The following is a 22601-nucleotide window of genomic DNA, read 5'->3' as shown; positions in this document are numbered from 1 at the left end:
TTTATTGAACGCATAAATTTAAAGCCAGCAGATGCTGGCTTTATTATTTAGTCCGACCGAGTTATTTCGCGACAGCGATAAGTGCATCAGCCAGATAGTCAATGCGTGATTCCGTCAAACCTGCCACGTTGATACGGCTGTCACCGACAGCATAGATACCGAAGTCTGAACGCAGTTGTTCAACTTGGTCTTGGCTCAAGCCCAACATGGAGAACATGCCTTTGTGCTCCTTGATGAAATCAAAACGGTCATCACCTGTGCGTTTCGCTAACGCAGCACTCAGACCATCACGCAGTGTAATGATTCTTCCGCGCATCGTATCCAGCTCGTCTTTCCATTGCTTTGTGAGTTCATCGCTGGTGAGAATGGTTTCTACAATCGCAGCACCGTGATCTGGCGGCATGGTGTACGTTGCGCGCGCCAGTTGGAGAATACGCCCTTTTGCATTACCCGCTTCTTGTGCGTTTTTACCGATAACAATCGCTGCACCTGTGCGTTCACGGTATAAACCAAAGTTTTTCGAGCAAGACGTCGCGATCAGCATTTCTTCTACTGAATCTGCCAACAGGCGCAGGCCGTTTGCGTCTTCTTCTAAGCCATCACCAAAACCTTGGTAAGCAATATCAACAAACGGCGTAAAGCCATTCTTCTGTGCCAGATCATTAATCGCCTGCCAGTGCTCAGGGCGAATGTCTGCCCCCGTCGGGTTATGACAACAGCCGTGCAGAAGCACCACATCATCAGGACCCGCTTTTGACAGTGCATCGATCATGGCATCGGCATCAACCTGTTTGGTCTCGGCGTTGAAGTAAGGATAAAACTTCACGGTCAGGCCAGCTGCTTCCATCACGGGTTTGTGGTTCACATAGCTTGGGTTGCTGATCCATACCGTAGTAATAGGTTTTGCCAGATACATTAAATCTGCCAGCATACGCAGCGCACCGCTAGCACCCGGTGTTTGCACTGCTGCGCTGCGTGAATAGCCGTCTGTGCCTTTGAGAAGAAGATCTGTCATCGCCTGGTTGTAGGCTTCACTGCCTGCCAGACCGACATAGCTTTTGGTGGTTTGAGATTCGGCCAGTTGTTGCTGTGCTGCTTTCACCGCCTTCATGATGGGGGTGTTGCCCTGGCTGTCTTTGTAAACGCCAATACCAAGGTCCATTTTTTCGGCGCGGTTGTCTTCGCGGAAAGCGACGGAGAGAGACAAAATTGGGTCTTGTAGCGCCGGAGATAGCAGATCTAACATTCGATAACTTCCTTATTTAACGGCCGTGCTGTTTGCTAATGAAGCTACATTACTAAAAGCTCAGCGCCGCGCAACTAAAAAAGCGCAACCCAATATCAATGGATTGCGCTTTTGACTGTAAATTCGTCAAGTGTGATTTACTACTCGAGAATTTCCGGCTTTGGCTGCACATATTTTCGACTGACATCAACGACCGCGACATCTTTTAAATATGTCCTTCCCAACAGCACTGGGAAATTCAGGTGGTGTCTGTCACGCAGCGTAAATTCTGTGGTTTCAGTGACATCCCCAATGGTGATTGGCATTTCGACCACGTAACGACGATCATACCCTTCGGCGCTCGACTGGATAATGCGTACGGTTCTGATGACAGGCATTTCCATCAAGTCGGTTTGCTTGTCGTCATGCGCCAACCGGAAACGTACCCACTCTTCTCCATCTCGCTCAAATTCTTCGATATCAATAGCACTGATAGAGGAAGTTGTTGCCCCTGTATCCACACGGGCTTTAGCGACAACGTTGATCTCGTCAACTCTGACCCACTCTTTCTCACCCATCACCAGTTTTCCGTCTGGCAGGTGTTCATAACTGTCTGGTGAGTTGTCTGGTGAACTGGCCGCAAAAGCGACTGAGATAGAACCCATAACGAGGAAGATTAAGAAGGCAGCAATACGATGTTTCATTGCGATGTCCTTGTAGTTAAAGCAAATTCATAGAGATGGACAGTGCGGATTGTTGAAAGTTTCTTTGTTTATGGTGACGAAGCCAGAATACATGATGTTTCTGAACTTTGCCTGACCAAACTAGATGTTGAGTATAACAACGCCGCATTGAAGCGGCGTTGGAAATGAGATTAGCAGTTTGCAACCGTACCTTTGTTAACGTGGTGTCAAACGGTGCACAATCTGATTCGAACTGCCTCGCCAAGGTAGAGAAGGATCGGCTAATACTTTCTCGAATTTACCGTCCACCAGCACATCCACATAGTTCACCACTTCACGCTGTGCGTCGGAGAGGTTCGCCAGTGTATACCCCGTCCACATCCAAATGTCTTTGCCTTCGCATTCGTTTCTAACGCGTTGAACCAGCCTAAGAACGCTCTGCAGATTAGCGGGAAGCAGTGGGTCACCACCGCTGATCGACAATCCACGACGCTTGATGCGCGTGTCATTCAAATCCGCAATGATGCGATCTTCCATCGCCTGATCGAAAAGCTCGCCAGACGATGGTGACCAGGTGCTTTGGTTATAGCAGCCTCGGCATTGGTGCTCGCACCCTGACACAAACAAGGTGCAACGTGTGCCTTCGCCGTTAACCACATCAACCGGATAATACTGGTGGAAGTTCATTCTCGTTCGCTTACATGTGCTTAACGCGACGTTTAACTTCTTCCTGCTTGCCGTCGTTGAATGGGCGCGCATCCGGGCTGCCCAGGTAGCCACAAACGCGGCGGGTCACTGACACTTTCGTTGAGTCATGGTTGCCACAGCTTGGGCAAACAAAGCCTTTGCTTGAACAATCAAACTCACCAGTGAAGCCACATTCGTAACACTCATCAATGGGTGTGTTCGTGCCGTAGTATGGAACGCGCTCGTAACTGTAGTCCCAAACGTTTTCCAGCGCTTCAACGTTGTGCTGAATGTTTGGATATTCGCCATAGCAAATGAAACCGCCGTTCGCGATAGCTGGGTACGCCATCTCGAAATCAATTTTGTCGTACGGGTTCACTTTCTTTTCAACATCCAAGTGGAAGCTGTTGGTGTAATAACCTTTGTCGGTAACGCCATTCACCAGCCCAAACTCTTTAGTGTCGATCTTACAGAAGCGGCTACACAGGTTTTCACTTGGTGTGCTGTACAAGCTAAAGCCATAACCGGTTTCTTCCTTCCAGCTGTCTGTCGCCGCTTTCAGGTATTTTACAATGTTCAGCGCTTTTTCGCGCAGTGCTTCTGAATCGTAAACGTGCTCTTCCACGCCATACAACGCATTCATGGTTTCGTGAATGCCGATATAACCAAGGGAGATCGAGGCTCGGCCATTCTTGAAGATTTCGCTAACGTCGTCATCAGGGTTCAGGCGAACACCACACGCGCCTTCCATGTATAGGATTGGGGCGACACGGGCTTTCACGCCTTGAAGACGGGCAATACGGGTGTCCAAGCCTTCACGGGCAACGGCTAAGACTTCATCCAACAGTTTGTAGAAGGTTTCTTCACAACCATTTGCACGAATCGCAATACGCGGAAGGTTGATAGACACCACACCGATGTTGTTGCGGCCTTCGTGGATCAGTTCGCCATTTTCTTCGTATGCAGACAGGAAGCTTCGGCAACCCATTGGGGTTTTAAATGAGCCTGTCACTTCTACTACTTTGTCGAAGTTCAGGATGTCCGGATACATGCGTTTTGACGCACATTCCAATGCCAGTTTTTTAATGTCGTAGTTTGGTTCGCCGTCTTTTAGGTTCAAGCTAGATTTCAGGCTAAACACGAGTTTCGGGAAAACAGCGGTTTTACGGTTCTTGCCCAGACCAGCAATACGGTTACGCAAAATAGATTGCTGAATAAGACGCGCTGCCCAAGATTCACCCAAACCAAAACCGAAGGTAACAAACGGCGTTTGACCATTCGCGGTATGCAGAGTGTTCACTTCATATTCCAGCGATTGGAAAGCGTCGTAACATTCTTTCTCGGTACGCGCACGGGCATAACCTTCTGCGTCTGGGATATCCCACTCGCGCGCCACCATCAGGTGTTTTTCGTAGCTGATTTCAACGTACGGCGCCAAGGTTTCATCAATACGGTTAATCGTGGTACCGCCATATATGTGGCTGGCAACCTGCGCGATGATTTGTGCCGTTACTGCTGTCGCGGTCTGGATGGATTTCGGCGTGTCAATTTCCGCATTACCCATCTTGAAGCCATGCGTAAGCATGTTCTCAAGGTCAACGAGCATACAGTTGAACATCGGGAAGAATGGTGCGTAATCCAGATCGTGGTAATGAATGTCGCCTTGTTCGTGCGCGCGAACCACCGCTTTCGGCAGCATGTACTGCTTCGCGTAGTGTTTCGCCACGATGCCCGCCAACAAGTCGCGTTGAGTTGGGATCACCTTGCTGTCTTTGTTGGCGTTCTCGTTGAGGATATCGGAGTTGGTTTGCTCAACCAGACCACGAATTTCATGGTTCAGACGGCTTTTCTTCTCACGAATGCTGTCACGATCATGTCGATACTCAATGTATGCACGCGCAACCGCCTTGAATGGCCCGGCCATCAGGTGGTTTTCTACGGCATCCTGAATTTGATTGATATCCACTTCATCACTGCGCATAAACTGCGCGAGCACGCCATCTGCTACTGCTGCTGCATAGGCTTGATCCATGTCTTCTACTGCAAACGCCGCGCTCAGTACCGCATCCTGAATACGTTGGCGCTCGAAAGGTACGCGGCCTCCATCGCGTTTGATGACAACAGGTTTCACAAATAGCTCCTCAACAAATCGGCCCTCTTTTACTGCAAGGGAAAGAAAATCAGGTTGACCACTTTGGCTAGTAAGTAGTCGTCACGTCTGGGAAAGTAGTCAGCCATATCCATGAAAAAGCGCGCCATTTCGCGTTACTTAACCGATATCGAACAAGGATCCAGCAAGATCCAATCGACCTACACGCAAATGTGAATGGCGTCAAGAAATACCAAATATGGGTGAATTCATAGCTAGGACTACAATATGTGGTGTATTAGACCGTCGAGCTGAACGGGATACTTTGATTTAGATCATGGCCTAGGGGGATGCGATTTCTATCTAGTCGATTAGTGTGGACAAACTTCAAGAAATGAAAAAAGCCTGTCAAATTTTGCTACAGACTCCCCAAATTCTTTATGTTGTAAAAACTGTGCGATACCGTATGCACTACTATGAGCTTGAAAGCCTTGTATTTTCTGACTCTCAGCTCACCTATTTTAAGAACAAATACTTAGTAACCACTTAGCAACCATTTAATGAATTCAGCGAACCCATCAAGACAGCATATTTTATTCAAGCGGACCATAGGTTCTTGGCTTGCTTTTGTGGTGCCCGTGGTAATGCTGTTGCAGGTTTCCAGTGCGTATGCTTCCTTGTCTGTCGCTACTTGGAACATGGAGTGGCTGAGTGATAAAGATGACATCATTCAAAGTAAACGAACGCCTGAAGATTACTTGATGATGCAAACTGTCTCTTCGGTGATTGATGCCGATTTGATTGCTTTTCAGGAAGTGGACAGTGAAAACTCTCTGGCAAAAGTGCTAAACCCTGACGAGTATGATTACTACTTTTCCGATCGCTCTAAATACTTCAAGAAAAGTCGCCGCAGCCAACAGTTCACTGGCTGGGCAGTCAAAAAAGGCATCAAGGTCATCGACCACAAGGATTATCAGCCACTCGGTTTACCCACTTTCCTCTCAAGGGGGGATTTGCGTTATGGTGCTTATATCGAAGTGGTACGCGAAAACCAACCTTCCCTTCACCTTCTATCCATTCATCTAAAATCTGGCTGTTTCGAAACGCCTGTCCGTCGCAACAACAGTTGTAAGAAACTCGATAAGCAAATCGAAGCCCTTGGGATCTGGATTAACGCCCGTATAGAACTCGGACAGGAATTTGTGATTGCCGGAGATTTTAACCACTACATGAATGAAAAGAACGAGTGGGTGTGGAAGCAGCTTATTGAGGAAGTAGGCGAAGAGAACCTGGTGAAGCTGACTCGCGATACGGATGCGAAGTGCAAAGCGAGAAAATACAACTATCGCACCAAGCGTTGGGAGCATGTTGTTTACCGCAAACTCATCGATCATATCGTCGCTAGCCCTGGGGCAGTGCCACTGTCGAATATGCCAGAGCCGCGTCAATATCAATACTCTTACCACGCTGTTGCGACTTATCGTCTTTCCGATCACTGTCCTGTGATTGTCGACTTGTAGTTTTCTGATAAAAACCCCAAATGCCCCCGTTTTGCGGCGCTTTAAAGCCGCTCTGACATCTCACTGACAATACAAGCAATACCCGCATTTACAATGCGCTAAAACGAGAACAACGGAACACCGAAATGACTTTTTCCAAAGCACCTTTGCTTGCTGCTGCCCTGCTGATTTCTTCTCCCTCTTTTGCTGCACCAGAACTGGTTCCTGCCACCATGCTAGATTACGGACACTACGAAAAAGTAGAAGAAGTGACCATTCATGGTGACATCAACCAGAACATTGTTAATCTGGCCGAAACCAACCTAACTGACAAAGACGCTGATCTGTTTGTGATTGACGAAATCAGTGAAGACATCGACCGCAATATGCTGGTATTGGATGTGTCTTTGTATAACGACCTGAACGACGGTTTGGTTAAGGCCAAATAAGCATCAAAGCGTTTTGAACGCGGTTTTAGTGGTTGTCCTTTCGTTGTAGAATCTCTGCACGTGAAGGACAACAATAAAAATACAATGATTACTGGCACTCTGAGCAAAATGAAAAGCACGCTGGATAACGGCGTGAATTACTCCCTTCCTGTCGGTGACACCGACATTTCCCTAAACTCCCTGATTGGCAAATCTCTTACACTGACGTACACCGGCAATATCTATTGCGATGCTTGTGGTAACAAAACCAACAAAAGTTTCAGCCAGGGTCACTGTTTCCCCTGCACTAAGCGACTGGCACGCTGCGATATGTGCATCCTGAAACCGGAAACCTGCCACTTTGCTGAAGGCACTTGTCGTGAGCCAGAGTGGGCAGAACAGTTCTGTATGACTGACCATGTGGTTTACCTTTCGAATACTTCGGGTTTGAAGGTCGGCATTACCCGTGCGAATCAGATCCCGACCCGCTGGGTTGATCAAGGTGCGACACAAGCACTGCCAATTCTGAGGGTAAAAAGCCGTCATCTGTCTGGTTTGGTGGAAATCGCGATTGCGGAATTTCTGGCAGATAAAACCAATTGGCGGGCGATGCTGAAAGGTGACAATGTTGAGTTGGATTTGCATGAAGAGGCGCGCCGACTACTGCCGCAAATTGACGCCAAGATTTACAGCCTGCGCCTGCAATATGGTTTCGACGCCGTTGAACCGATTCAAAACGACATCATCGACATCAGCTTTCCTGTGACGGAATACCCAACCAAGATTACGTCACTGAACTTCGATAAAGATCCTGTGGTTTCCGGCGTACTGAAAGGCATTAAAGGCCAGTATCTGATCTTCGATACCGGTGTGATTAATATTCGCAAATTCACCAGTTACGAAGTGACTGCAGAATATTAAAACGATAATCCCTCTCCATTTGGGAGAGGGAATCTTTCCAAACTAGTCCAGCGCCACCTTAAACTGCTTTCCACCCCAGCCATGCACGCTGTCATGCGCTTCAACGTACACTTCAGTAATATCATCCGGAATCATTACACCAGAAAGACTTCGGGTGAATGGCTGCTCGTTGACATGGGGATGGTGTAGCACCCGCGTTCCCAGCACTTCGCCCTCTGCGGTGACAACTCGCCAGGCATCGGCATAGTGCTCCCAACCTTCATCGGCATGTTCGACAGTGGCAGAAAAACGGTAAGACTCACCACTTTTAGTCGCTGTTGCATTCACCACATCGGCCTTTCCAGCCCAAGCGGTTCCTGCCAAGAACATCAAACTCGCAGCGATCAGTCTTTTCATTTTTCTTTCCCTCTCTAACGTTTAATGGCGATCCCTGTTGCTTCTGACACTGCATTCAGGTTTTCTTCTGAACCCAAAGACAAGCTCCAATTCACTGTGCCACCATTGGCAATCAGCATACAGGGCGCGCCCAGCAGGCTGATATCATCAGTCTGTGCCTGAAGCGTCATCTGGTTTTCCTGAAACTTCACCATCACTTCATGCGTGGTGGCAATCACACGGCCACCGGGAATCGTAATCACCATGACTATTTCCCTTTGTGCTGCAGCACCGCCATGGTCAGGCGACTGGTACACACTAAACGGCCGCGCTCGTCAGTGATTTCAATCTGCCAAACCTGTGTGGTCGCGCCCATATGAATCGCTTTGGCTGTTCCTGTGACGTGACCTGAACGCATGGCACGAATATGGTTAGCGTTAATATCCAGACCGACACAATACTTGTTTTCTTCCACTGCCATATTGGCTGCCAGCGAACCTAAGGTTTCTGCAAGCACAACTGACGCGCCACCATGCAACATACCTAATGGCTGATGCGTTCGGGAATCTACCGGCATAGTGCCCGTCAGGCTGTCTTCACTGAACTCTGTGTAAACAATACCGAGATGTTCAACCAAGGTGTTTTTCGAGGTGGCATTCAAGCCTTCAAGCGAAATGGGTTTCTTCCAGATAGACAAAACAGTCCCCTTCGGTGATTTTTTGGTTTTGGGTTGTTTTGGTATTATCTTTGTTGTCACTTTTCTACGCTACTGGCTTTTGTCGCAATCAGTGACATTTAAAGTCTTCTATCAGTCTTACTTGTTTAATTCAGACCTATGGATCCTTTACTATATAGCTAGGATTATTAAGGGCTTAAGGAATAGCTTCATGAAGATCAACAAAATCAGATACACAGTCGCTGCGGCGCTGTTGAGTGCGTTGATTGCGGGTTGTACGACTTCGCCAACCGGACGCAGCCAGTTTATTCTCGTCTCGGGTGCAGAGATGGCGACACTGGGTGCACAATCTTTTTCTGAACTAAAACAAAACGAGAAAATCAGCACGGACAAAAAGACAAATGCTTACGTGCAGTGTGTAACCGATGCGATTTTGGAAGTGACGCCACCCCAGCCGGATTTTGATAAATGGGAAGTGGTCGTTTTCGACAGTGACCAAGTGAATGCCTTTGCACTCCCTGGCGGGAAAATCGGTGTGTATACCGGTTTGTTGAAAGTCGCGAGAACACAAGATCAACTCGCATCAGTTATCGGCCACGAAATTGGCCACGTAATGGCGAATCACGGCAGCGAGCGCGTTTCAAGCCAAGTTGCTGCAAATAGCGCATTACAAGTCACCAGTATCGCTTTGGGTGCGTCAGGGACGGCAGATGCCGACCTTATTATGGCGGGGTTGGGTCTCGGCGTGAATGTCGGTGTTTTGCTGCCGTTTAGCCGTACGCACGAGTCTGAGTCAGACTTGATTGGTGTGCAATTGATGAACGAAGCAGGATTCGATCCTAACCAAAGTGTTGCCTTGTGGCGAAACATGGCAAAAGCTTCTGATGGCGCACCACCGGAAATTCTCTCCACTCACCCATCACATGATACCCGGATTGCAGACCTGCAAACGGCGATTAACGAGTTGCCACCTCAAACACGAAAAGCACCCAACTGCGGCAGCCCTAATCTGTTCGGCTAACACTGTGTGATTAATTGAAAGTCTGAAACAAAAATGCCAGCGATGACGCTGGCATTTTTCTATCTGCAGAACGCTATTGAGAAGCCAAAGCTTCACCCGTCACATCTGCCACAGAGATGAACATGTGTTGCGCTTCACCACGCAAATTTACCATGGGGTTTAGCGTGACATTCTGATACATAAAGCTCGCCTCGCCCGTGATAGGGCGAACGTTGCGGCAATGGAAAAGGTAAGGGCGTTGCTTCCACACCACAAAGCTCCGGCATTTCAGCTCAAACACAGGCCGGCATTTGGCGCGGAACCAACTTTCCGGAATTTCAGGGAACACATCAAACAGTGACTGCCCTTTCACCTTGTTTGGGTGCTTGCCCGTGTGGTGAACCATAAAGCCATTCCACATATGGATGTTGAAATCGCGGTCAACAACAATCAAACCCATGTCGATATTCTGAACCATATCGACCATCCAGTTGAATTGTTCAAATTCTGGTGAGTCAATCATGGTTACTCCTCGTCATCCATCAGGTAAGCCAGTTTCGCGTCTAAGAGCGGCAAGGATTCATCAACCAGCAGCAGCAACAAATCACACTTGATGTTGGTGCCGTCAATGGCGTAACTCACTTCGATTGTCACCGTGCGCTTCCAGGTACCGTGCATGTTTTCCACCAGCTTATCGACCGATTGGTGTTGGCCAATAATGGCGGGATAACTTTGCGCGAATACCAAGCCCGCCTGCTCACCGATACCAGAAAGAAACGCACTGATAAGCACGTTACTGACATCAACAAGCACTTCGAGATCATTGTCGATGGTGCCATCGTCCGGATAATCCAGAATACCCAGTAGGTCTTTCATCGAGGAATCAGAGATCAGCATCAAGGCTTCACCCGCTAGGCCCTCCCCGCTGAATCCCTGACAAATACCATTCATATTGTCGTTATTCGCGAGGTGCTTGATGGTCATGGTGAGCTCGCTGACCTCTAGCACGTTAACCTGTGGCAGCGGCATATGAACGAACACGTCAAAGTAACGTGCCAAGGAATCAGCGGCGCGACCCATCGCCACGTTCACCACTTCCATATACATTTCACGGCGGCCAATTTTCATGTCCACCGGCGGTTGAGCAGGTTTAGGTGAAGTAGAAGGCTCGCTGATTTTAAAAGGTTGTAAAAGCTCGACCAGCTTTTCCTGACTGACAGGCTTCTGTACGAATGCTTTTGCGCCCAGTGAGAGAACTCTCTCTTGCGCTTTTGGCTGTATGTCGCCTGATACGACAAAGACAGGAACATTGATGCTGTTGGCTCGCATCACTTCCAGTGTTTCAAAACCGTCCATTTCTGGCATGGTCAAATCAAGAAACATGACATCGAAACTGGAAGACTGAAGTTGCTCGATGGCGACTTTGCCATTTTCCGCGAACGTCACTTCTGCATTAACAAATGCTGGCAGCGACCGGGCAAGTTGCTTTCGTGCTAATGCAGAGTCGTCGGTGATTAATACTCGGGTTGTCAAAATCTCCACCCCTAAATCCGGCTGCGTATTCTATTGATTGGAATTGTTGTTGTAAGCAAGGCTACGAAATATAACGCAATTTTCAAGGAAATATGACCTTACTCCCATAAGCATAGTTGTTAAACAGGCCTATTGGTCTCTGTGGAAGTAATTTAATGTGATGGGGAGATGGATTGACCGAGCTTCGACTCCCCCATTTGGTCCTAAGGATGATCAGGAAGTGGCACATTACCAAATACTGAAAGTTCCCTTTTCACTTTGTCGAGATCTGAGCTCAGGTGGTCAAATTGCTCAATCATGGCGCTATTTTCGGCTTTTAGTGCATTGAAGTTATCGCAATCATTTTCCGATACTTTGTTCCAAGAATTACCTTTTTTGAACTCCGAGCATGCCTTCTGGCTGAGCTCCAGCTTGTGCGCGCCTTTGAGGATCTTCTCATTCAGGTCACTGACCGCTTTAGTCAGTCGGTAACGCTCAGCGTACAATACATCGGTGTCCGTAACGCGTTTTTTGAGCTGGGCAATGGCGACAGACTTTTCTTCCAATGTCTTTTCCAGTGCACCCGCTTTGCCTGCGTAAGCGCGGGATTTTTCACCCAGCGTCGCTTTCAATGCTGTTATCTCAGCCTGCTTTTCTTCGAGTTGCTGGGCGAGTGACTCAGCGTGCTCTGTCGCGGCTTCACCTTGCACGTTGACTTGCGCTAACGCTTCCTGCGCTTCGGCCAAAGCAACTTTTGTCTCGGATAGCTCGGCCTTCACGTCATCAAGTTGCAAGGAGATGCTATTTTCTACCGAAGACCAGTGATTAGTGGCCACCAGTCCGCCCAAAAGTAAACCGCCGGCAAACAGCAATGCACCTTTTTTGTTTGTGCTTGTCATTATGTTTTCCTTGCAGTCGCAACTGCGTATTCCCCAAAAAATAACTGCCACCATGATAGCCTATGGTGGCAGTTATTAATGTTAGCTGATGGAAAAAATCTTTAGTTTTCCGCTATCTGCTTAAGGTTTGACCAAAGTGACGTCACCTTTTGGAATACAACAACATGCGAGCACAAGACCGTCTTCTTTCTCTCCGGGGAACAGGGCTGGCATGTCAGGTTGTTCTACTTCACCTTCGACCAAGCGAAGCTTACAGCAACCACACACACCTGCACGACAACTGTAATCCACATAGACACCTGCCTCTTCCGCCTGAACCAAAATCGGACGCTGGTTCTCACCGCGGATGAACTCCCCTTCGATATTGATGTTCACTTCCATTGCTGGCGCATCGTTACCCACTGTTGGTGGTGTGAAGAACTCCTGATGGCGTTGGCTTTCTGGCACACCCAGGGTTTCCAGCAGGTTCATGGCAGATTCCATAAACCCTTCAGGGCCACAAACATAGACTTCACGTTGAGTCAGTTTTGGTAACAATGCCAAATGTTCCTGACTCAAACGGCCAGACATTCCCTGCCAATCCGCTGCAGGCTGACTGAGTATGGTCATGACTTTTAGACCCGCGTGCGCATCTTCCAATGATTTCAGTTCATCCACGAAGGGAATATCTGCTTCTGTACTGCATTGATGCAGGAAAATCACATCATTGATTTCGTTGTTATCTGCCAAAGAACGAAGCATCGACATCATGGGCGTGACACCGCTACCACCAGAAAGCAAAAGCAATGACTGACGCTCGCCTGAATCATCACTCAGGTGGAACTGACCGTCCGGTTGCTGTGCTTTGATTTTGTCGCCGGCTTTTAGATTGTCGTGAAGCCAGTTTGACACCAGACCACCATCGACACGTTTAACGGAAATCGACAGCTTTTCGGGACGAGTTGGCGAGGAAGATAGCGTATAACGACGCTGGATGCGTTCGCCATCAATATCCAATTCAATAGGAAGATGCTGACCGGCTTTGTAACTTGGTAACGTGCCCTGCTGGCTGGTAAACCAGAAGGTTTTAAAATCTCGTGCAACCTCTTCAACATCGCTGCACTTCAGGTTAAGTTTTGGCGTGGTGTTGTCTTCGTAGACTTCTGGCTCACGGTATTCGAGGACTTTGATCTCATCGTCTGCAGAAATCAAACCTTCATTCAGCGCAACCAAATTCATGCCGAAATTCACGTTGCCGTCTTTGTCGGTGCGGAACTGGCTCAACGTGGTGATAGGTTCGCCGTTCACACGGAATCGACCGCTTTCCAGATCCAGCGTGGTGAACACACAACGACTGCAAGGACGGTCGACTTGAAACGTCACGCCACCAATACGGATTTTCTCCCAGCGGTCTTCTTCAAACGCTTCACAACCGGTTACGACAATGTTGGTTCGGAACTGATCCATGATGTGTTTATCGGGCGAGCGCTCGTTCAATGCTTCGAGAGAGGCTTCTGAAATCACCAAAAGCGGATAACCATCAGCAAAACTCACCTGGGTTTGCGCACTTTGGGAGTAACGCGGCGACGATTCTTCGCCCGTAAACAGCAATTGCTTACTCCCACCTAACAGGTGACTGAACCAGGCATTGGCGGTGGATGTGGTGGAGTAACCCGCGAACTCGTCTTTCCAGACGCCCGTTTGCACTTCACTCATGGAGAATTGAGAGTACTTCAACACCAAAGGAGACATGGTGGGATGAGTCAGCGTAATACCATTGGACTGAATACCCACCGACACTTCAGTCAGCTTTGGCTCGGTGCGTCCGGTGACCATTTTCCCCGTGCTATCCGTCACCATAAAGCGGCGATCGAAACTCAGGCCAATTTTTTCAACCCAAACATTAGAGAGCGAGATGCCTCCTGCCGATTTAACGGGAAATACATTTATCTGGCTGACTTTTGTGCTCACGCTGACTCCTTTCTTTTTATATGTAAACGCCGATTCTGTATTGTACAGAATCGGCGTTTTATTGCTCCAACAAACTGTTCAGTAAGAGAAATGCTTCACTGAGATCTCACTGAACTAACAGGCAATGCTTTTACCTTCAGAAGCGATGATTTGCGCTAGTCGATCAGGTTCACTCACCAACGTCGGATACTTAAGATACAAATGATGTAAACAGGTCAGACATAGAGATATACAGTCATTAGTTTTCTCACGGATCTCCTCTGCATCCCACCACGCTTCGCCGGACAGGATGAGGTTCCAATCACGGGTCAGCATTTGAGCGACTTCAACGGCCTCTTGTGCGTCACCTTTGATCAACACGCTGACTGCCTGGGCAACGTTCTCGGCTTGAGAGCCTGCACCAAATATATTGCGCAAAGCGAGAATCGCATCCAGCAAGCCATCCAACCTTTCTGGCTGCCTCGCCGCGCTGAACAGCCTTCCAAAGGCAAGTCGTATCCCCGTTGAATCTGTATCTTCAAGCAACAGACTCCAGTTTTCCAAATCATCCAGCACACTGTTAGTGACTGATACGGGCTCTTCTGCTTCTTTAACGGTATCGACAATCTGTTTTGCCCCTTCCAGGGAGAACGGATCGATATGCCATGCCCATTCTGGCGCGACGAAAGGCGGGGTTTGCTCAAGGAAGCACATTGCCATACACAAGGTAATGTTCAGCTCGGTCGCGACTTTATCGTTCTCCGCATCCATCACATCGTCCGGCCATTCATCATCTTCCAGCAAGTCACCTACATTGATGGCGTAAGCAAAACCAGATTCCAACATAAAGCCGCTGTCTTTGCGTTTAGCCATCTGGCTCGGCAGTTGAAGTACATATTCAGCAATGGCTGGCGTGTAGCGGCGAATGGTTCCCCACTTTGTATCCAAGGCATCGAAATCAATCAAGGCAGCATTGCGGAAGCCAACAAACAGCGGGATCTGTGCAACTTCGCCATCGGCTACACTTCGCGCAATTTCAAGCATCTCGAGTACGGTCTCGACGAAGATGTCCGCAGAGATTGGCCCACGCACACGCATTAAGTCGTAGCTGTTGATCAATAGCGCTGCGGGAAGCGAGGAAAGCGTGATCACGCCACGCTTGCCTTTAGAATCCGCATAATGGCCGAAGGTTTCGCTCGGCTCGTTGCCAATGGTTTCAAAGACACGCTCAAACGAATGATCTTCAATGAAATGTCGATACAAGGTTTTGTGACCGGGCAGATTCATGATCGCCGCGCTCAAATGACCCGAAGCACGGTAAAAAAGATGAGGACGAGCCCCTGCTTTTACCAGAAACAGCGGATAAAGCTCAGCCGCAACATTCGCCAAGCTGCGCGCGAGAGGATCCGTCGCATTAACTATCGGCGTTGCACCGCCATTTTGGCGACGCCAGACAGAGAACATATGCTGACCATTCTGCAGAACATGCGGCAAACGATGGAAAAAGGATTGCTCGATGTCACCCTGTGAAACCGCCACAGCACGCATTTGTCGGCACAGTTGAATGTAGGAAGACAGTGTGTCTTTTTGCTTGGCGTTCAGACGCGCCTGGTGCTGCAGCACCAGCCTCGCATCCGCTTCAGAAACGTTCAGGATATAACTGACAACACGATGCCCCATGGCTTTGACGAAATTCGGGATAGGTTCTTTCAACGGCATTTCACCCCCAGCGTCAATCTCTCCCGCCACACCCCATTTAGCGAGAGAGTCGTCTATCCAAACAGCGCTCACGAGAGGCTATTTGATCGTATCACCACGTGCTTTGAGAAAAGGCAGGCTGTTTGGACTTCTTATGCTTTAGTTATCGGCAGCGCGTTAGAAAAATATAGCAGCTACCCGACAAGATCTTTCGAGCCACTAGGCTGTTTCTTGAATTTCCGTTGTCAGTTGAGAGAGTTACCGGTAGCAATTTTTTTCAGCGCCGACCACACTTTTTCTCCTGACGGATGCAATCGCGACTGATACCGGTACGCATAGTAAGCAACTTTCCGGACATGCTCCTTTTCTCCCAACACGATCAAGCGACCCTCTCTGATTTCATCTTGAATCGAAAAGTCCGGTAACCATGCCACTCCCTGACTTTTGACTGCCTGAAGTTTTAACATGTCGACCATCGACGAGAGGAAGACGGTTTTTAGATTGAGCTCAGTGCGAAGGGAATCCGTTTGTCGTCCCATGTATGACGTCGGGTTATAGGCCAGCCATGGTGTTGCTTCTTCAGAAGCAAGCGAAAATTTTGGCAACCCTTTTTCGTTGGGCGCGGTAACGGGTAGCAAATCAGCATGACCGACCTGAATGTAATCGAACGGCGGTAATTTCAGGTGTTCGTTCTCAAACGCCAATAACAAGTCACACTCGCCTTGTTGTAGTGCGTCTACGGCTTCATCCACGTTCATCGCATCGACACTCAGCATAGGCTGTGTTTCAGACGTAAAAGCTTGTTGAATGGCGAGCGTCATATCCAAAGCGAGAGAATGGGCTGAAGCAATACGTACCACACTGCCATCTGAGTAATTGAGAGCGGAGATCTGGCTGATTCCCTCTTCCATCTGATGAACCAAGGTTCTTGCGGTAACCCGGAATATTCGACCACTGGCAGTTAATGCAACAGGGGTTTGGGTGCGATCAATCAGTTCAGCGCCGACAGACTGTTCCAGCATACGAATGCGGCGTGAAAAAGCAGGCTGGGTAATATTTCTGAGCCCTGCTGCCGTGGAAAAATTCCGTGTTTCTGCCAATGCCAAAAAATCTTCCAGCCACTTACTTTCGATATTCACGCAAACTTCTCTTACTTTGTTTCTGTCCCTATCGGCATTTTAATTTCATAGACAAAGTTTAAGTCGATATATATCACATTATTCCTAGTTTTTGATAACCAATCGGCATGGGCGAATCACAAACGGCATTTTTCTGTAAGTACCAACCCACCTATAGTGAAAACATCACCTTAGGACTTCATGCAGCACGCAAGGGCGTGCCGGAGAAAAGGAATAAAATGAACATCCCAGCCCCTTACCTTCTTATGCTCGGCGAAAGCCATGACCCTCTTGCGATTAAAACTGCCCGTGGAATCCACTACTGGCGACCAGAAAAATGTCTGGGTCAATTGCGCCTGAATGATGGTGTGCCTTCACTCGGCCTCCCGGAAATGGATGCCAAAACAGCATACGCGCAAGGTGCAAAAACCTTTGTACTGGGCACAGCCAACGCGGGCGGCGTATTGGCAGAGCACTGGATCCCAATGATTGTTGAAGCGATTGAACTGGGTATGCATATCGCTTCTGGATTGCACCAACGTTTGGCAGACGTGCCGGCTATTGCAGAAGCGGCAGAAAAAGTGGGCGTTCAACTGTTCGACTTGCGCCACTACGCTGAAAAACTGGATGTCGGGAATGGTAAGAAACGCTCTGGTCGACGTCTGCTTACTATCGGCACCGACTGTTCCGTGGGCAAAATGTTCACCACCTTGGCGCTCGAAAAAGCGATGAAAGCGCGCGACATGAAAGCCACTTTCTGTGCGACAGGGCAGACTGGTATTTTGGTGGAAGGTAAAGGTATCGCAGTAGATGCGGTGATCTCAGACTTTATCGCTGGTGCAACAGAAGCCTTGTCGCCAGCCTGTGATGAGGACGAGTGGCAACTGATTGAAGGTCAGGGCTCCCTGCTCAATCCTGCGTTTTCCGGTGTCACCATGGGTCTACTGCATGGTTCCCAGCCGGATGCATTGGTCCTTTGCCACGAAGCGAATCGCCCGCACACCCGCCACATGCCTCATATGCCAATGCCACAAGTCGAAGACATCATGGAGCTTGGCTTGAGGTTGGCAAAACTCACCAATCCAAATTCTCGCTTTGTCGGCATGGCCATCAATACTTCTGCGTTAAACGAAGACGAAGCCAAGGTCTATCTTAAAGAGATGGAAGAAAAGCATGGGCTGCCAGCCACCGATCCGGTTCGATTCGGTGTGGAAAACATCGTCGACCGTTTGGCCAGCAGTTTCGGGGATTAAGATGCAAATTAGCGCGCAGATAGTCACATACACACTTAAACGCCCTTTTACGATTTCTCGTGGTAGCCGTACCCAAGCGGAAGTGATTCAGGTAACTATCGAGAAGGACGGCAAAAAAGGGCTTGGGGAATGTTCGCCTACCGGACGTTACGGGGAGTCTTTCGATAGCGTGTTAGCGCAAATTGATTCGGTAAAAGGAAAAGCCTTCGATCGCTCACAATTGAAGACACTTTTACCCGCCGGTGCAGCACGCAACGCATTGGATTGTGCGCTATGGGATCTGGAATCAGAAAACTTCCCTGATGGCTTTTCTTTACCGGCGCGTATTCAAACTGCGATGACGGTGTCGATAGCAACGCCACAGGAAATGGCGGATGAAGCAAAGGCCTATGTGGAGCAAGGAGCAACGCTGATCAAGGTCAAGCTCAATGGCGACGAGGTGTTTGAAAGACTTTCTGCAGTTCGTGCCGCAGCACCGGATACCCTATTGATTGTCGATGCCAATGAAGCCTGGGGAAATCTGGATATTGAAGCGACGATTCAGCAAATCGCACCGCTGAATATCGCCATGGTTGAACAGCCCTTACCTGCGGCAGAAGATGAAGCATTGCGTCAGATATCCAGCTCAATTCCTTTATGTGCGGATGAAAGCTGTCACACCGCAGATGATGTCGAAAGCCTCGCTGGCAAATACCAGATGGTGAATATCAAACTGGACAAAACCGGCGGTTTAACGGCAGCGTTTGAATTGGAACAAGCAGCAAGGGCAAAAGGCATGCAAGTGATGGTGGGATGCATGCTTGGCAGTTCCATCGCAATGCGCGCTGCATTGCCTGTTGCGGCAACGGCAGTGCTTGTCGATTTGGATGGTGCATTCCTTATCAGTGATGATATCCAGGGCGGATTACATTACCAGAACGGACATATTGTTCTGTAGTCATATTCCCGCCTCACAGAGAGGGTGAAATACTGTCATAGTGTTTCACCCTTTTTTGTGGGTTTGAATCGAGTCACGTAATTAGTGGGCGAAATTGAGACAAATTGTTAATAGCCATCTTGACCGCCTAGATAGCGACCACTATTCTAGCGTACATGTGTACGCTGGAAATTTGCGGTATTTAACATGGAATCAAATAACACTAATAAACCACCGATCATTTGGCTGAATGTCTCGGTATTTGTCATCACTTTTGCGATCGCCATCATTGGTACGCCACTTTGGGCCTATTACCATGGATTTGACTGGGCCCAAATTGCGATGCTTCTTGTCGCTTTCACCTTTAGCGGTATGTCTATCACTGCGGGTTACCACAGACTCTGGTCTCATAAAACCTACGAAGCTCACCCTATTCTGAAATTCATTTTTGCCCTTGGCGGCGCTTACGCTGTTCAAAACAGCATCCTTCACTGGTCTTCCGACCACCGCGTACACCACCGTCATGTTGATGACAACGATACCGACCCCTACTCCGCTAAACGCGGCTTCTGGTACTCACACATCGGTTGGATGCTCCGTGAATATCAAAAACACCGCTATTCTGATTACAGCAACTGCCGTGACCTACAGAAAGACAAAATCGTGATGTGGCAGCACAAGTACTACCTGCCATTGGTCATCGCGACTAACTTCGGTATTCCGATCGCTTTTGGCCTGCTTCACGGCGATTTATGGGGTGCAATTATCCTGATTGGTTTCACCCGTCTGGTACTTAACCATCACTGTACTTTCTTTATTAATTCGCTGGCCCATATCTGGGGTAAGCAGCCGTACACAGAGAAAAACACAGCACGTGACAACGGTATTCTGGCCTTTCTGACTTTTGGTGAGGGCTACCATAATTTCCACCATATATTTGAGAATGACTACCGCAATGGTATCTACTGGTGGCAGTTTGATCCGACTAAGTGGCTGATTAAATCAAGCAGCTGGCTCGGACTGACGAAAAAGCTTCGCATTACCCCGCCAGATCGCATTGAAAAAGCGAAGGCAAGAATGATGCTGAAAACCATTCAAGCGCGTTTGAGCCTGACGCCAAATGCAACGCACCGCTTGCAGATTGTTGAGCAAGAATATGAGGCATTGGTATCTCGCATGAGTGAATACTATGAAGCCAAGAAGCGACTGCTTGACCTGAAAAAGCAGAACCTGCTAAAGAAGTACGAGCGAGCCATTCTGGTGCAGCAATTGCAGATCCTGAAATCTGATTTTCAAAAGCAGAAACGCAATTGGATGACGCTTACCGCATCTTACGCCTAACCGGCCAATGAGACTATCTACGCAAAAGGGCAGAGAAATCTGCCCTTTTCGTTTTTTAAACGACAGCCTCTTCGCACCCACTTTTCGAGCATATGGGATTCACCTTGTTGAAAGCACAAAAGGCAAACATCCTCAGCGATGTTATGACAAACTTTCAGATGGAACGCGCTGAAGAGAAAGGAAACTGAACTTGGAAATACGACAAGCAACGCCATTCGATATCGAAGGGATATTCGACATCTATCAACAAATTGCCCAATCACACTTTGATAACGCACCGAATGCCTTTAACCCTCCGTCACAGGAAGACAAGCGCTTTTTGCTTTCCAAAGTCCAAGATGATGCCTGGTGGTTTGCCGTGGCCGAATCTGAAGGCAAGATCATCGGATATTCCATGGCAAGGCTGGACAGAAATGAAACCGTGCCATTTTTGGCCAAGACATTGATTTGCCGACTGAACACCATTGTGGTTGACCAACGTATTCAAACCAGAGGTGTTGGGCGTGCACTTATCGATGCCTGTAAAAAGTGGGCGGAAGAGAATGGTGCTGTAGAAGTGCGCTTGGAAGTGATGTCATTCAATGAGAATGCCGTTGGTTTCTATGAGCATATCGGATTTGAGAAGCTTTCCCACACCATGTGTCTATCTCTCTAAGGCTCACGAAAAAGCCGGAGAATTTTTCGACTCTCCGGCTTTTATTTTTCTTTAACTGATTGCTTTGTTGCGGGACGCTCTTATCAAAACGGCTGGCAGCATCAGCGTCAATAACCAAAGAGGCATTGAACCGCCACCACCGCTGGTGCTTTGGGTTAGCGGTATTGTTGTGTCAGGAGCGTAGTCAGAGCCTAAGTTGAAAATATCTGTCGTGAAAGTAACGTCTGGCCTTTCATAGCCACCCACTTTCTCATCAATCCAATCGTAGAACGTGGCGATTTGAGAGAAGCCATCTGCGTAATCCGTCAACCCACACCCATAAAAGGACGTATAGCTAACAACGCCAACAGCCACATAGCCTTTGTCCTTGTTGGCAAGCGCAGAAGGATTTTGCCAAACCAATGGACCACCCGAATCTCCCTGACAAACACCTGTTGAACGTTCACTGTTTGCGCAAATAAAGGAGTCGTGTCTACCTCCGATGTCGTTACCATAACAGCTGAAATCATCCATGCCATTCAACAGCGTGTACTGTAAGAATCGGCTACCCTTTTCTTCAGTCGCCACTCTTCCCCAACCTGATACAAATAGATTCTCTCTTTCTGCCGCAGCAAATTGGGCATCTAAGTCAATCTGGGTAGTTTGGGTTGCGATAGCAATAGGAGAAGCCGTGGTCGCGATGTCTGAGGCTAGATGAATCACCGCAATATCTGATGTTAACCACTCATTATCATAGTCTGGGTGGACATCGATTTTGGAAACCGCAGAGATATTTTCATCAGGAATGTAAGCAACATCTTCATAGCCAGTGACGACATTTAATGTTGACGTGCTGACATCAATCACGCAGTGTGCCGCGGTTAAAACATGACGCTGGCTGATAATGATACCACCGCAGAATTTACCTGAATCGTCAATGAGTGCTGCTTGCCATGGCACATCGCCAATCTGCACATAAGCCCCATCAACGATGGCGGGTACAGGCACATTTTCTGCCGCAATCGCGGTTCCCAAGAAAGAAGTGCTAGCTAAAATGCCGCCCAACACTTTTACAGACCATTTATTAATCACAAGCACCTCAAATCTCGATATTTTTCTATGAGATCGAAGATATCCTGCAGGTAAGTCTGGGTCGTATCCTGTTCGAAAAGACGCGGCGAAGTTCTCAATATTCGGTTTTTAGTGAGAACATCTTACTTTGGCTCTATGCGCCAAGTAGCTAGACCTTTAGTGCTCTCTCCCCTTATCAAACTGCGGCAATTCATCGGTAATGTCATACCATTGCGCTTTAAATTTCTTGAAAATATGCGCATCAGGCTTGAATGGAATATCACTTTCCAGCGTGCCAAGCGTAAACTCAACCAAGCTACCGTCACTGTTAGAAGCCTCAAACAGCAAGCTGGATCCGCAGTTTTCACAGAAGGTTCTTTTGGTGCCATTTTCCGCCACATAGACTTTCAGTTTGTCTTTGCCTTTCTTGAATCGGAAATCCTCCGCTTTGGCTTCACCAAAAGTGGCGAACGCCGCACCATGAAATTTTCGACACATTGAACAATGGCAATGCCCCATTTTCGGTTCGATATGGTCAACCTCGTATTGAATTTGACCGCACAAGCATTGGCCTTTGTAGCTGGCAGGTTTTGACATCGTAAACTCCTTTTACTGGTGAATTATCACCCTACCCCAGCCCCAACTGA

At 48.3% G+C, this 22601-nt stretch carries 23 protein-coding genes; 8 read left to right on the top strand and 15 right to left on the bottom strand.

Features of this window, described 5'->3' with window-relative positions; all coding sequences use genetic code 11:
- Positions 1 to 61: 61 nt before the first annotated feature.
- The 4 genes from QL223_RS02905 to nrdD form a co-directional block, all read right to left on the bottom strand.
- Positions 62 to 1246, bottom strand: coding sequence for an amino acid aminotransferase (locus tag QL223_RS02905; RefSeq protein WP_281543844.1), 1185 nt, complete (start codon positions 1244 to 1246; stop codon positions 62 to 64).
- A gap of 140 nt (positions 1247 to 1386) precedes the next feature.
- Positions 1387 to 1929 carry an ATP-dependent zinc protease gene (locus QL223_RS02900; protein ID WP_281543843.1) on the bottom strand — a complete coding sequence of 181 codons (543 nt, stop codon included), beginning with the start codon at positions 1927 to 1929 and terminating at the stop codon, positions 1387 to 1389.
- A 195-nt stretch (positions 1930 to 2124) separates the two neighbouring features.
- Positions 2125 to 2595, bottom strand: a complete 471-nt coding sequence (nrdG, locus tag QL223_RS02895; RefSeq protein ID WP_002536089.1) for an anaerobic ribonucleoside-triphosphate reductase-activating protein — start codon at positions 2593 to 2595, stop codon at positions 2125 to 2127.
- A 10-nt stretch (positions 2596 to 2605) separates the two neighbouring features.
- Positions 2606 to 4726 carry an anaerobic ribonucleoside-triphosphate reductase gene (nrdD, locus tag QL223_RS02890; protein WP_002536090.1) on the bottom strand — a complete coding sequence of 707 codons (2121 nt, stop codon included), beginning with the start codon at positions 4724 to 4726 and terminating at the stop codon, positions 2606 to 2608.
- A 518-nt stretch (positions 4727 to 5244) separates the two neighbouring features.
- Between nrdD and QL223_RS02885 the strand changes: the two genes are divergently transcribed.
- The 3 genes from QL223_RS02885 to QL223_RS02875 all read left to right on the top strand — a co-directional run bounded on the left by QL223_RS02885 (position 5245) and on the right by QL223_RS02875 (position 7532).
- The gene (locus QL223_RS02885) at positions 5245 to 6204 is read left to right on the top strand and encodes an endonuclease/exonuclease/phosphatase family protein (RefSeq protein ID WP_281543842.1); all 960 of its coding nucleotides are present in this window, start codon (positions 5245 to 5247) and stop codon (positions 6202 to 6204) included.
- Positions 6205 to 6329: 125 nt separating this feature from the next.
- Positions 6330 to 6632, top strand: coding sequence for a hypothetical protein (locus tag QL223_RS02880; protein WP_281543841.1), 303 nt, complete (start codon positions 6330 to 6332; stop codon positions 6630 to 6632).
- An 84-nt stretch (positions 6633 to 6716) separates the two neighbouring features.
- The gene (locus QL223_RS02875) at positions 6717 to 7532 is read left to right on the top strand and encodes a DUF2797 domain-containing protein (RefSeq protein ID WP_002536094.1); all 816 of its coding nucleotides are present in this window, start codon (positions 6717 to 6719) and stop codon (positions 7530 to 7532) included.
- A gap of 42 nt (positions 7533 to 7574) precedes the next feature.
- Here QL223_RS02875 and QL223_RS02870 read toward each other — a convergent pair whose 3' ends face one another.
- From QL223_RS02870 to QL223_RS02860, 3 genes are read right to left on the bottom strand one after another with little or no spacing between them, the layout of a single operon-like run.
- Positions 7575 to 7928: a hypothetical protein gene (locus QL223_RS02870; protein WP_002536095.1), complete on the bottom strand. Its 354-nt coding sequence runs from the start codon at positions 7926 to 7928 to the stop codon at positions 7575 to 7577.
- Between the two features lie 14 nt (positions 7929 to 7942).
- Complete coding sequence (locus QL223_RS02865; RefSeq protein WP_281543840.1) at positions 7943 to 8173, bottom strand: DUF3389 family protein; 231 nt, start codon at positions 8171 to 8173, stop codon at positions 7943 to 7945.
- 2 nt (positions 8174 to 8175) lie between these two features.
- Positions 8176 to 8604, bottom strand: coding sequence for a hotdog fold thioesterase (locus tag QL223_RS02860; RefSeq protein WP_002536098.1), 429 nt, complete (start codon positions 8602 to 8604; stop codon positions 8176 to 8178).
- Between the two features lie 190 nt (positions 8605 to 8794).
- Here QL223_RS02860 and QL223_RS02855 point away from each other — a divergent pair, with 190 nt between their 5' ends.
- On the top strand, positions 8795 to 9604 hold the full coding sequence (locus QL223_RS02855; RefSeq protein WP_281543839.1) for a M48 family metallopeptidase: 810 nt from the start codon (positions 8795 to 8797) through the stop codon (positions 9602 to 9604).
- 73 nt (positions 9605 to 9677) lie between these two features.
- Here the strand turns inward: QL223_RS02855 and QL223_RS02850 are convergent, their stop codons facing one another.
- From QL223_RS02850 to QL223_RS02825, 6 genes are all read right to left on the bottom strand, one after another.
- Positions 9678 to 10106 (bottom strand): PAS domain-containing protein, encoded by a 429-nt coding sequence (locus QL223_RS02850; RefSeq protein WP_046308170.1) that lies wholly within the window; start codon positions 10104 to 10106, stop codon positions 9678 to 9680.
- Between the two features lie 2 nt (positions 10107 to 10108).
- A complete protein-coding gene (locus tag QL223_RS02845) occupies positions 10109 to 11116 on the bottom strand; it encodes a response regulator (RefSeq protein ID WP_039849591.1) in 1008 nt (335 codons plus the stop codon).
- Positions 11117 to 11319: 203 nt separating this feature from the next.
- Positions 11320 to 11994 (bottom strand): hypothetical protein, encoded by a 675-nt coding sequence (locus QL223_RS02840; protein ID WP_281543838.1) that lies wholly within the window; start codon positions 11992 to 11994, stop codon positions 11320 to 11322.
- Positions 11995 to 12114: 120 nt separating this feature from the next.
- Positions 12115 to 13944 (bottom strand): hybrid-cluster NAD(P)-dependent oxidoreductase, encoded by a 1830-nt coding sequence (locus QL223_RS02835; RefSeq protein ID WP_281543837.1) that lies wholly within the window; start codon positions 13942 to 13944, stop codon positions 12115 to 12117.
- A 114-nt stretch (positions 13945 to 14058) separates the two neighbouring features.
- Positions 14059 to 15642 (bottom strand): hypothetical protein, encoded by a 1584-nt coding sequence (locus QL223_RS02830; protein ID WP_039849560.1) that lies wholly within the window; start codon positions 15640 to 15642, stop codon positions 14059 to 14061.
- Positions 15643 to 15866: 224 nt separating this feature from the next.
- Positions 15867 to 16760: a LysR substrate-binding domain-containing protein gene (locus QL223_RS02825; protein WP_281543835.1), complete on the bottom strand. Its 894-nt coding sequence runs from the start codon at positions 16758 to 16760 to the stop codon at positions 15867 to 15869.
- Positions 16761 to 16978: 218 nt separating this feature from the next.
- Here QL223_RS02825 and dgcN point away from each other — a divergent pair, with 218 nt between their 5' ends.
- From dgcN to QL223_RS02805, 4 genes are all read left to right on the top strand, one after another.
- The gene (gene dgcN / locus QL223_RS02820) at positions 16979 to 17992 is read left to right on the top strand and encodes an N-acetyltransferase DgcN (RefSeq protein WP_281543834.1); all 1014 of its coding nucleotides are present in this window, start codon (positions 16979 to 16981) and stop codon (positions 17990 to 17992) included.
- A gap of 1 nt (position 17993) precedes the next feature.
- Entirely contained in the window at positions 17994 to 18929 is a 936-nt protein-coding gene (gene dgcA, locus QL223_RS02815; protein WP_002536111.1) for an N-acetyl-D-Glu racemase DgcA, read from the top strand.
- A 186-nt stretch (positions 18930 to 19115) separates the two neighbouring features.
- The gene (locus QL223_RS02810; RefSeq protein WP_281543833.1) at positions 19116 to 20249 is read left to right on the top strand and encodes a fatty acid desaturase; all 1134 of its coding nucleotides are present in this window, start codon (positions 19116 to 19118) and stop codon (positions 20247 to 20249) included.
- A 190-nt stretch (positions 20250 to 20439) separates the two neighbouring features.
- Positions 20440 to 20904, top strand: a complete 465-nt coding sequence (locus tag QL223_RS02805) for a GNAT family N-acetyltransferase (RefSeq protein WP_281543832.1) — start codon at positions 20440 to 20442, stop codon at positions 20902 to 20904.
- A 51-nt stretch (positions 20905 to 20955) separates the two neighbouring features.
- Here QL223_RS02805 and QL223_RS02800 read toward each other — a convergent pair whose 3' ends face one another.
- Together QL223_RS02800 and QL223_RS02795 are read right to left on the bottom strand one after the other, a co-directional pair.
- Positions 20956 to 21975, bottom strand: coding sequence for a serine protease (locus tag QL223_RS02800; protein ID WP_002536117.1), 1020 nt, complete (start codon positions 21973 to 21975; stop codon positions 20956 to 20958).
- 156 nt (positions 21976 to 22131) lie between these two features.
- Positions 22132 to 22551: a GFA family protein gene (locus QL223_RS02795; protein WP_281543831.1), complete on the bottom strand. Its 420-nt coding sequence runs from the start codon at positions 22549 to 22551 to the stop codon at positions 22132 to 22134.
- Positions 22552 to 22601 lie beyond the last annotated feature (50 nt).

Origin of the sequence: Grimontia sp. SpTr1 (assembly GCF_947387585.1) — a bacterium.
Taxonomy (GTDB): domain Bacteria; phylum Pseudomonadota; class Gammaproteobacteria; order Enterobacterales; family Vibrionaceae; genus Enterovibrio; species Enterovibrio indicus.
The sequence above is the reverse complement of the archived record's forward strand: the minus strand, read 5'-3'. Positions and strand labels throughout refer to the sequence as shown.